This window comes from Streptomyces sp. NPDC006012 (assembly GCF_042871185.1).
GTDB lineage: Bacteria > Actinomycetota > Actinomycetes > Streptomycetales > Streptomycetaceae > Streptomyces.
The window spans coordinates 168,099-174,873 of record NZ_JBIAIE010000018.1 but is presented as its reverse complement, the minus strand read 5'-3'; the positions used below and the strand labels follow the sequence as shown (position 1 = coordinate 174,873).

The window sequence follows — 6,775 nt, the reverse complement described above, 5'->3', positions numbered from 1 at the left end:
AGGTGCACCGGGTCCTGGGCCGGCTGGCGGAGGGCGGGACGGCCGTCGTGCTGTCCAGTCACCGGATGGACGACCTGGAGGCGCTGTGTTCGCAGGTCACCATCCTGGCCACCGGGCGGGTGGTGTTCTCCGGTCCGCTGTCCGAACTGGCCGCCGAGAACCGTGAGCTGGACTACCGGCTGCTCGCTTCCGACCCGGAGGCCGCCCGCCGGCTGGCCGGGGAGACGGCCGGGGTCCAGGCCGTGGACGGGGCCGGGATCCGGCAGGACGGCGGCGTGCTCGTCGTACGTGCTCTGCAGCCCGCCCTCGACGACCTGGTGGTGAAAATCGTGCGGTCCGGCGTGGCGCTGCGCGAACTCGCCCCCGTGGTCTCACCCCTCGAAGCCGCGTTCCTCGCCCTCACCGACCGGCCGGAGACCGGCCGGTGACCTCGACCACCGTTACTACGGACAACGTTGCCAGCAAACCCCCCAACGACGGGCCTGCGTCGTCTTCTGGCATTCCTCCGACGTCGAAGCCGCAGGGACGGCTGACCACCAACTCGACGTCGTACCAGACGGTCGTCCTCCGGCCGACGGCGACGGACCGGAAGAAGCCGACGGCTGCTTCCGCGTCCGGACGCCGGCCGGGGACGCACCGACCCCGCAGCGGCAGTTCACCGACCACGGCGGACTGCTCGCACCTCGAAGGGAAATTTCCATGCAGGTAACACGGCAGCGTCGGATTGCCGAAAAGGACCAGATCAGCCTTTTCGGCAGACGCGTAGGCCGCCGGGCCAGCCTGGTGACGGCGGGCATCGCTGTCGTCCTCGCCGTCACGGGCACCGCTGTCGCCCAGACGGGCCAGTTCGGCACCCAGCAGGTGGGCCAGCAGACGGCCGACGGTCAGGTCATCTCCTCCGACCAGTACATCGACCCGTACGGCAGCCGCACCGTCATCAACAGCGGCAAGATCATGTCGTCGACGGTCAGCCCGGACGGCGCCAACCTGGCGGCCGCGGTCACCGATGGTGACGCCGCGCTGGTCATCATGGACCTCAAGACCGGACAGGTGAAGCAGAAGGTCGGCACCAACGCCAAGGACGACCTGCGCATCAGCAGCGCTTCCGTCGGCCAGGAGGGCCCGGCCTACTCGCCCGACGGCAAGCAGCTGTGGCTCGGCCAGAGCGACGGTTACACCAAGTTCACCGTGAACGCGGACGGCACCCTCGCCGGCCCGACGGCCGTCGCCATCCCGGCCGACGGCTCCAAGCACGCCCTGGTGGGCGCCGCGGTGTTCTCGGCCGACGGTTCCACCGTGTACTCCGCGGTCAACGGTCAGAACCGCGTCGTCGCCATCGACGCCGCGACCGGGACCATCAAGCAGAGCTGGGCCGTGGGCAACGCCCCCCGTGGCATGGTCGTGGTCGGCAGCAAGCTCTACGTCAGCAACGAGGGCGGGCGTCCGGCCAAGGCCGGCGAGACCACCATCAACTCCTACGGCACCCAGGTGCCGGCCGACCCGAAGACCGGTGCCACCACCACCGGCACGGTCAGCGTCATCAACCTCGCGGACTCCGCCGCCGCCGTCGGCAGCATCGACGTCGGCCTGCACCCGACCTCGGTCTACACGAAGAACGGCGCGGTGTTCGTCACCAACACCGCCGACAACAACGTGTCGGTCATCGACAGCCGCAAGGACAAGGTCGTCCAGACCATCGCCACCCAGCCGTGGCCGGAGGCGTCGGTCGGCTACGAGCCGAACGCGGTGACGCTCACCGACGACGGTCACCTGCTGGTGACGCTGGGCCGCGCCAACGCGGTCGCCGTCTACCGCTACAAGTCCGCGCAGGAGCCGGCCGGCTACGTCGGCCTGCTCCCCACGGACTACTTCCCCTCGGAGATCACCACCGTGGGCGAGACCGTGGTCGTCTCCAACACCCGCGGTATTGACGCCCGCCGTCCCAACGCCACCGCCGGTGCGCACGCCACCCACGACACGACCTCCAGCCTGACGCAGTTCACGCTGCCCAGCGACAAGGTCATCAAGGCCGAGACCCACAAGGTCTTCAAGCAGAACGGCTGGACCAAGAACTCGGTCAAGCTGGCCGGGGGCGAGAGCGGCAGCCACCGGAAGGCCGTGGCGGTCCCGAACCGGATCGGGGACCCCTCGACGATCAAGCACGTCTTCATGATCGTCAAGGAGAACCGGACCTACGACCAGGTCTTCGGCGACATGAAGCAGGGCAACGGCAACGCGGCGTTCACGCAGTTCGGCGAGAACGTGACGCCGAACCAGCACGCCCTGGCCTCGCAGTTCGGGCTGTACGACAACTTCTACGACATCGGCACGAACTCCGCCGAGGGTCACAACTGGCTGATGCAGGCCGACAACCCGGAGTACACCGAGTCCTCGGCCGGCGAGTACGCCCGCAGCTACGACACCGAGAACGACGCGCTCGGCCACCAGAAGACCGGCTTCATCTGGTCCGGTGCGCAGGCGGCCGGTAAGTCCGTCAAGGACTTCGGCGAGTTCCAGTCGTCCGAGACCAAGCCGTCCGGCGCGTCCTGGCAGAACCTGTACTGCGACGCCAAGAACATGGACGCCACCGGGCAGAAGACCGCCTACCCCATCCAGGTGGGTTCGGCGATCCCGTCGCTCAACGACGTGTCGGTGCAGGGCTTCCCGATGTTCGACACCAGTGTCCCGGACATCTACAAGGAGCAGATCTGGAAGCAGGACTTCGAGAAGAACGGCCCTGCCGACCTGAACATGTTCTGGCTGTCCAACGACCACACCGGCGGTCCCGCGAACGCGGCCGCCCAGGTCGCGGACAACGACCTCGCGGTCGGCCGGATGGTCGACGAGATCTCGCACAGCAAGTACTGGAAGGACTCGGCGATCTTCGTCGTCGAGGACGACTCGCAGGCCGGTCTCGACCACGTCGACGGCCACCGCGCCCCGGTCCAGGTCATCAGCCCGTGGGCCAACCGCGGCACCGTCGACAGCCGCTACTACTCGCAGATCACGATGATCCGCACCATCGAGCAGATCCTCGGCGTCCACCCGATGAACCAGAAGGACTCCGCAGCCACCCCCATGTACGGGGCCTTCACCGACAAGCCGGACAACACGCCGTTCACGGCCGTGCCCAACCGGACCTCGCTGACCCTGGGCCTGAGCACCCAGCCCTCCTGCGGCTCGGACACCCCGGCACCGCAGAACCGCAACGCGGCGCCCGCGCCGACGAACACCAAGATCCCGGCGGCGCAGCAGAAGGTCGCGGCGCAGTGGACGACCTGGCAGTCGAAGCAGCGGCTGACCGGTACCAAGGCCGTGCCCGACTTCGCGAACCCCGTGCAGATGGACCACTTCACCTGGTACCAGACGCACAACTTCTCGACGCCGTACCCCGGTGAGAACAAGATCTACGCGCCGAACGACGTGCCCGGCGCGTACATCCCCTCGGCGGAGAACGACGGCTGATCCAGCCGCCTGATCCGACCACCCCGCAGGCCCCTGACCGACGTCCCCGTCGGCCGGGGGCCTGCGGCCGTTCCCCGTACCGTACGGCGGCCCGGCCACCCCCTGGACACCGACACGATGCCGGCGGCTCACCCGGATGCCCTCCCCGGCTGGCCGCGCCGCCGAACCGCCGCCAGCCTGAAGGCGGGTACCGCTGACGGGCCAAGGCTGCGCTCTGCCTCATGACAGGCCCGGCGAGGCGGATGTCCACGCAGGGTGTGCCCCTCGCCGACAGCGTCGCCACGTGAGGGGCACATCCGGCTGCGCCGATTCCACCGGCCGCCCCGGCTCCATCGATTCCACCGGTTCTGCGACCTGCGGACGGAACGCCGGGCCGGCGCCCGCCCGCCCGTACTCAGCGCCTGGCCACGAAGACGTGGGCGGCCGTGCGCACGGGCAGCTCAGCGGTCCTTGCGCCACTGCCGACCCGTACGCCGCGGGGCGACGACGTCACGTCCACGACGGCGCCGGGCCGGACCCCGGCATGCCGCAGGGTGCGCATCAGCCCGGGGTCGGTCTGGACCGGTTCCCCGATACGCCGTACGACCGCGCTCGCGCCGATCGGTCCGGGTGCCAGGTCGCTGAGGCTGACCGTGCCGTCGTCGCGGGACGCGGCACCTCGCTACCGGCACCGGCACCAGTACCAGTACCAGTACCGGCACCAGTACCGGCACCGGCGGCGCAGAGCTTCGCGATCACCCGGTTCAGCGCATGCCCGGGCTCTCGATGGTCGCCTCCGTCAGCGACTTGCGCGCCAGGTCCGGGACCTCGCAGTCGGCTGCGGCGTAGCCGACGGGGAAGAGGATGTAGGGCCGTTCGTTGCCGGGCCGTTCGCAGATCTCGGTGAGGAAGCCCATCGGGTTGGGCGTGTGGGTCAGGGTGCACAGCCCCATCGCGTGCAACGCGGCGATGAAGAAGCCGCACGCGATGCCGACGCTCTCGTTCACGTAGTAGTTCTTGCGCAGCGAGCCGTCCGGCAGCGCGGTGCTCTTTTCGGCGAAGCAGACGACGATCCACGGCACGACGTCGAGACAGCCCTTGTCCGAGTCCGTTTCGAGGTGTGCCAGGGCAGCGCGCCACTCGGGTGGGATCCGGCCGCCCTCGTAGTTGGTCCGTTCCTCCTCCTCGGCGGCGACCCGGATGCGGTGCTTGGTCTCGGAGTCGCCGATCACGGCGAACTTCCACGGCTGCAGGTGGGCGCCGGAGGGAGCGGTGTTCGCCGCGGCGATGGCAAGGTCGATGCACGCGCGCGGCACCGGCTCGTCGCTGAAGTACCGCACGCTGCGCCGCCCGTCGAGGAACGACAGGAAGTCCTGCCCCCGACGGACCATCTCGGCCTCGCCGTACCGGTCGGGCCGGTAGGGGATGAACGGGTGGGTGTGCTGCCTCACGACGGCTCCTGGTCGACGGGGACCAACAGCGTCGGTCACCGGCAGCCGTATCTGCAACAGACTGACTATCTTCTTGTTAATCTGACAGAAAATGGGGCACAGGGGTGCCTCCGAGGTGGCAGATCGGCAGGTACGGTGGCACGCCAGGGACTGGACACGCTCGACGGCCGGATGCTGCGCCTGCTGCGGGAGCGCCCGCGTGAGGGCCTGTTGGAGATCGCCCGGCAACTCGGCGTCGCGCGCGGCACGTTGCAGGCGCGGCTCGACCGGCTGACCGGCGCCGGCGTGGTGACCGGCTACGGGCCGGACGTGGACGTCGCCGCGCTCGGTCACGTGGTCGAGGCGTTCACCACGTTCGAGGTGGACCAGCCGGCCCGCGAGGACATCACCGCCCGCCTTCGGGCCGTACCGCAGATCCTTGAGGCGCACATCGTGACCGGCCCCGGCGACATCTGGTGCCGTATCGCGGGCACCAGCAACCAGCACGTGCAGCAGGTGATCGACCACGTCCTGGAGGTGCCGGGCGTCCGCCGCAGTACGACGGTCATCGCGCTGAGCGCCGTCATCCCCTTCCGGGTCCAGCCCCTGGTCGACGAGGTGGCCGGGCCGGCGGGCCAGGCAGACGTACGCAGTGGATGAGCGCCGGAGAACTGCTTCGGATTCGGTGGCCGGCCTGCCGTACCCCCACCGGTACCCCCACCGGTACCCCCACCGGTACCCCCACCGGTACCCCCACCGGGCGTCCAGCCCGTAGTCCCGCGGGTGGGGCGGCGCAGTGCCTGGCAGGTCTCGGTCCTGGTTCAACCAACAAGGTGCATCGCGCCCGACCATAGGGCGTAAATTATGGTCAATTCGTGATGGCGTCGGGTATGCCGGGCACTTCTGGCTCGACACCCGAGCCTGCGGCGCCGCACCCACCCCTTCCGGCAGCCCGGACGCCCGCGGCGGGTACGACTTCAGAAGGAGTGACATGCTCACGCACAAGCCCGTTGCCCTGGCCCTCCAGGCACTCACCATGGGCGCCGCCGCCACGATCACCCCGATCGTGCTGGCTTCCCCCGCCTCGGCCGCGACGCTGCCTGTGGCATGCAACGAGACCGCCCTGCGGACCGCCATCAACACCGCCAACAGCACCCCCGGCAGCGACATGCTCAATGTGGCAGCGAACTGCACCTACCGGCTGACCAGCGAGTTGCCCGCCATCACCTCACCGATCGTCATCAACGCCAAGGGCAACACCTTCACCCGGGTGTCCGGCACCTTCCGCATCTTCACGGTCGACGGCGGCAGCCTGACCTTGCGAAACGCCACCCTCACCAACGGTGACGCCACGGGCAGCTCGGTGCAGAACGGCGCCGGCGGGGCCATCGTCGTCACGGGTAATGGCTCCCTGGACCTCAACAACGTCCAGATCCGCAACAACCACGCCAACTTCGGCGGCGGTATCAGCGTCTTCAACGGCTCCCAGGCGCGGGTGAACGCGTCCGTGTTCACCGGCAACACCGCCGCCAACAACGGCGGCGCCATCGTCAGCGACGGCACGACCTCCGTCAACGCCTCGCAGATCAGCGGGAACACGGCCGGCAACGTGGGCGGCGGCATCGCCAGCATCGGAACGCTGGGAGTCAACGCCACCGACATCGTCAACAACACCGCGCCGAACGGCGGTGGCGGCCTGGCCAACGGCGTACCCAGCGCCCCCGGCGGAACGTCCACGGTGAACGCCAGCAACATCAGCAACAACACGGCCAGCGGGGTGAACCCCGGCGGCATCTACAACAACGGCGGCACCGTGAACCTGACCGCCAGCCGGGTACGGGCCAACACCCCGAACAACTGCCTCAACAGCCCGAGTCCGGTTCCCGGCTGCGTCGGCTGAT

General features: G+C 69.2%; 4 protein-coding genes and 2 pseudogenes. 4 read left to right on the top strand and 2 right to left on the bottom strand.

Annotation, left to right across the window (positions count from 1 at the left end; translation table 11 throughout):
* Together ACFYPJ_RS27175 and ACFYPJ_RS27170 are read left to right on the top strand one after the other, a co-directional pair.
* Window positions 1-428: pseudogene (locus tag ACFYPJ_RS27175) on the top strand (ABC transporter ATP-binding protein); the annotation flags it as partial.
* A gap of 271 nt (window positions 429-699) precedes the next feature.
* Window positions 700-3,465, top strand: coding sequence for an alkaline phosphatase family protein (locus ACFYPJ_RS27170; protein ID WP_389022303.1), 2,766 nt, complete (start codon window positions 700-702; stop codon window positions 3,463-3,465).
* 394 nt (window positions 3,466-3,859) lie between these two features.
* On the opposite strand, the pseudogene ACFYPJ_RS27165 reads toward ACFYPJ_RS27170, so the two are convergent.
* Both ACFYPJ_RS27165 and ACFYPJ_RS27160 read right to left on the bottom strand, forming a co-directional pair.
* Window positions 3,860-4,108, bottom strand: a pseudogene (locus tag ACFYPJ_RS27165) (ferrous iron transport protein A); the annotation flags it as partial.
* A 100-nt stretch (window positions 4,109-4,208) separates the two neighbouring features.
* Window positions 4,209-4,895, bottom strand: coding sequence for a nitroreductase family protein (locus ACFYPJ_RS27160; protein ID WP_389022296.1), 687 nt, complete (start codon window positions 4,893-4,895; stop codon window positions 4,209-4,211).
* A gap of 135 nt (window positions 4,896-5,030) precedes the next feature.
* On the opposite strand from ACFYPJ_RS27160, the gene ACFYPJ_RS27155 reads away from it, so the two are divergent.
* Together ACFYPJ_RS27155 and ACFYPJ_RS27150 are read left to right on the top strand one after the other, a co-directional pair.
* Window positions 5,031-5,534, top strand: coding sequence for an Lrp/AsnC family transcriptional regulator (locus ACFYPJ_RS27155; RefSeq protein WP_389022293.1), 504 nt, complete (start codon window positions 5,031-5,033; stop codon window positions 5,532-5,534).
* A gap of 331 nt (window positions 5,535-5,865) precedes the next feature.
* Window positions 5,866-6,774 carry a hypothetical protein gene (locus ACFYPJ_RS27150; protein ID WP_389022291.1) on the top strand — a complete coding sequence of 303 codons (909 nt, stop codon included), beginning with the start codon at window positions 5,866-5,868 and terminating at the stop codon, window positions 6,772-6,774.
* Window position 6,775 lies beyond the last annotated feature (1 nt).